At 43.8% G+C, this 2,313-nt stretch carries 3 protein-coding genes and 1 pseudogene; 3 read left to right on the top strand and 1 reads right to left on the bottom strand.

Annotation, left to right across the window (positions count from 1 at the left end):
• From Q0191_RS03205 to Q0191_RS03195, 3 genes and pseudogenes are all read left to right on the top strand, one after another.
• Window positions 1-274, top strand: a pseudogene (locus Q0191_RS03205) (ATPase); the annotation flags it as partial.
• Window positions 275-366: 92 nt separating this feature from the next.
• On the top strand, window positions 367-1,113 hold the full coding sequence (locus Q0191_RS03200; protein WP_297663775.1) for a tRNA1(Val) (adenine(37)-N6)-methyltransferase: 747 nt from the start codon (window positions 367-369) through the stop codon (window positions 1,111-1,113).
• Window positions 1,103-1,366: a GIY-YIG nuclease family protein gene (locus Q0191_RS03195; protein ID WP_125405784.1), complete on the top strand. Its 264-nt coding sequence runs from the start codon at window positions 1,103-1,105 to the stop codon at window positions 1,364-1,366. Before Q0191_RS03200 ends, Q0191_RS03195 begins: the two co-directional genes overlap by 11 nt.
• 39 nt (window positions 1,367-1,405) lie before the next feature.
• Here the strand turns inward: Q0191_RS03195 and lacD are convergent.
• A partial coding sequence (gene lacD, locus Q0191_RS03190; protein ID WP_297663772.1) for a tagatose-bisphosphate aldolase occupies window positions 1,406-2,313 on the bottom strand: 908 nt, incomplete at its 5' end.

Below are 2,313 nucleotides of genomic sequence, written 5' to 3'. Positions count from 1 at the left end.
GAGCAACATAGAAATGTCCACCCTGAACTACTACTTGCTAGGCAGCATCAGCTTCTTGTCAGTCATTCGGGCCTGCCTGCCACTCAACCTCTGGCGCGCTCTTCTGATCATTTTTTCAGTCGCAGGCTTCTATCTATCCGCCTTTGTCCTGCAACACCTTTTGGAAATTGCAACGCTGACAGCCGCAACCTTGCCAGTCTATCTGATTCTCATGGTTTTCTTTATCGGAATTTTCATCGCTTGCACCATCAAGCAAAAATATGAATTCAACTAAAATTCGCACCTGACTGTTTCTGTCAGGTGTTTTTTCCTATAAAATTTCTCTTTCTTCTTTGGAATGGCACTTAATCATGCTATAATGTTGGTATGACAGAAACAAAATTAAAAGACGGAGAAAGAGTTAATCAGCTCTTTTCCACTGATATTAAAATCATTCAAAATAGCGAGGTTTTTAGCTATTCAGTCGATAGTGTCCTGCTTTCTCGCTTTCCAAAATTACCCAAACGAGGGCTCATCGTTGATCTCTGTGCTGGAAACGGGGCTGTTGGTCTCTTTGCTAGCACACGGACTCAGGCCCAGATTCTAGCGGTGGAAATTCAGGAACGTTTGGCAGATATGGCCCAGCGTTCCATTGAATTAAATAACCTTACTCAACAGATGCAGGTCATCCATGACGACTTGAAAAATCTAGGCAACCACATCTCTGGCAGTAAGGTTGACATCATTCTCTGCAATCCTCCCTATTTCAAGGTCGATGAACATTCCAATCTCAACGGCAGTGAGCATTATCTGCTAGCACGTCACGAAGTTGCTACGAATTTAGAAGAAATTTGCACGATTGCCCAGCGAGTTCTCAAGTCCAATGGTCGCTTAGCAATGGTTCACCGTCCTGACCGATTTTTGGATATTTTAGAAACTATGAAAAACCATAATCTAGCGCCCAAGCGCATCCAGTTTGTCTATCCCAAGCAGGGGAGAGAAGCCAATATGCTCTTAATCGAGGCTATTAAAGATGGTTCACCAGACGGCCTGAAAATCCTCCCACCTCTCTTTATCCACGAGCAAGACGGCAGCTATACACCAGAAATTCAAGAGATTTACTATGGAAAATAAAGCCTATATGTATGTCCTTGAATGCGGAGACGGCACCCTCTACACAGGCTATACTACCGATGTAGAAGCTCGTCTCAAAACACATCAGTCTGGAAAAGGAGCCAAGTACACTCGCGCCCGATTGCCCGTCACACTCATCTATCAAGAGGAACATCCCGACAAATCTGCAGCCATGTCGGCTGAAGCTCTTTTCAAAAAGAAGAAACGAGCTGAAAAACTAGCTTATATAGAAGAAAAACGTAGTAAGTCCTGAAACTTACTACGTTTTTTGATTTCTACATTCAAGATTAAATTAGATGCGTTCTTTCCATGAAGTCGCTGTTGTTTGAAGAACCTTGTTGAGTTCATCAATGTTCTCAAATCCAGTTGTGCGAAGCCATTCACGAGCTGCTGCCTCACCGTCTTTGATGTAAGCTTCAACTGATCCTGCCCAGGTTGCACGGCCACAAAGAACTCCATTGAAGTTTGCGCCTGATTCGTGGGCAAAGACAAGAGTTTCTTGGAAGAGTTTAGCTGATACACCCGCACTCAAGTAGATGTATGGCAAGTTAGTTGCTTCATCTTGTGCTTTGAAGAAAGCTGCTGCTTCTTCACGAGTATGCACGATTTCACCATCGCCAAAGCATTCAACGTATTTGACATTGACTGGAACTTCCACTTTCAAGACATCGATGTTAAAGCGTGGGTCTGAGAAAACCTTCATGGCACCGATAACCTTGTGTGGTTTCACTTTTGCGTATTCAGCAGAGCCAGCGTCAGCGATTTTTTCATCGTAAGCGAGGATTTCAAGGAAGAATGGAATATCTTCTGCCACACACTCAGAACCAATGCGTTCGATGTAGGCTTGTTTTTGTTGGTTGAGTTCGTCAGAACTGTCTACGTCATAGTAAAGCAAGAATTTGACTGCATCTGCACCTTGTTCCTTGATACGTTTGGCAGACCAAACATCCAAGCAGTCTGGCAAGCGTTTGGTGCTAGTTGTGTCATAACCTGTTTTCTCATAAGCAAGAAGAAGACCAGCATTAGCATCAAGCGCTTTTGTAGCTGGAAGTCCATACTCAGGGTCAAGAAGCATAGAGGATGCGTATTTAGTCAATTCATCTGCTACCAAGACTTTGAGTTCTTCCATTTGAGCCACTGTTGGTTCTTCTGTTTGGTATTGAGCCATGAGGCGTTTCAAAGCACCACGTTGGTCAAAGG

The sequence above is a fragment of the uncultured Streptococcus sp. genome (genome assembly GCF_938036805.1).
Classification (GTDB): Bacteria; Bacillota; Bacilli; order Lactobacillales; family Streptococcaceae; genus Streptococcus.
This window is presented reverse-complemented; position numbering and strand designations above follow the sequence as displayed.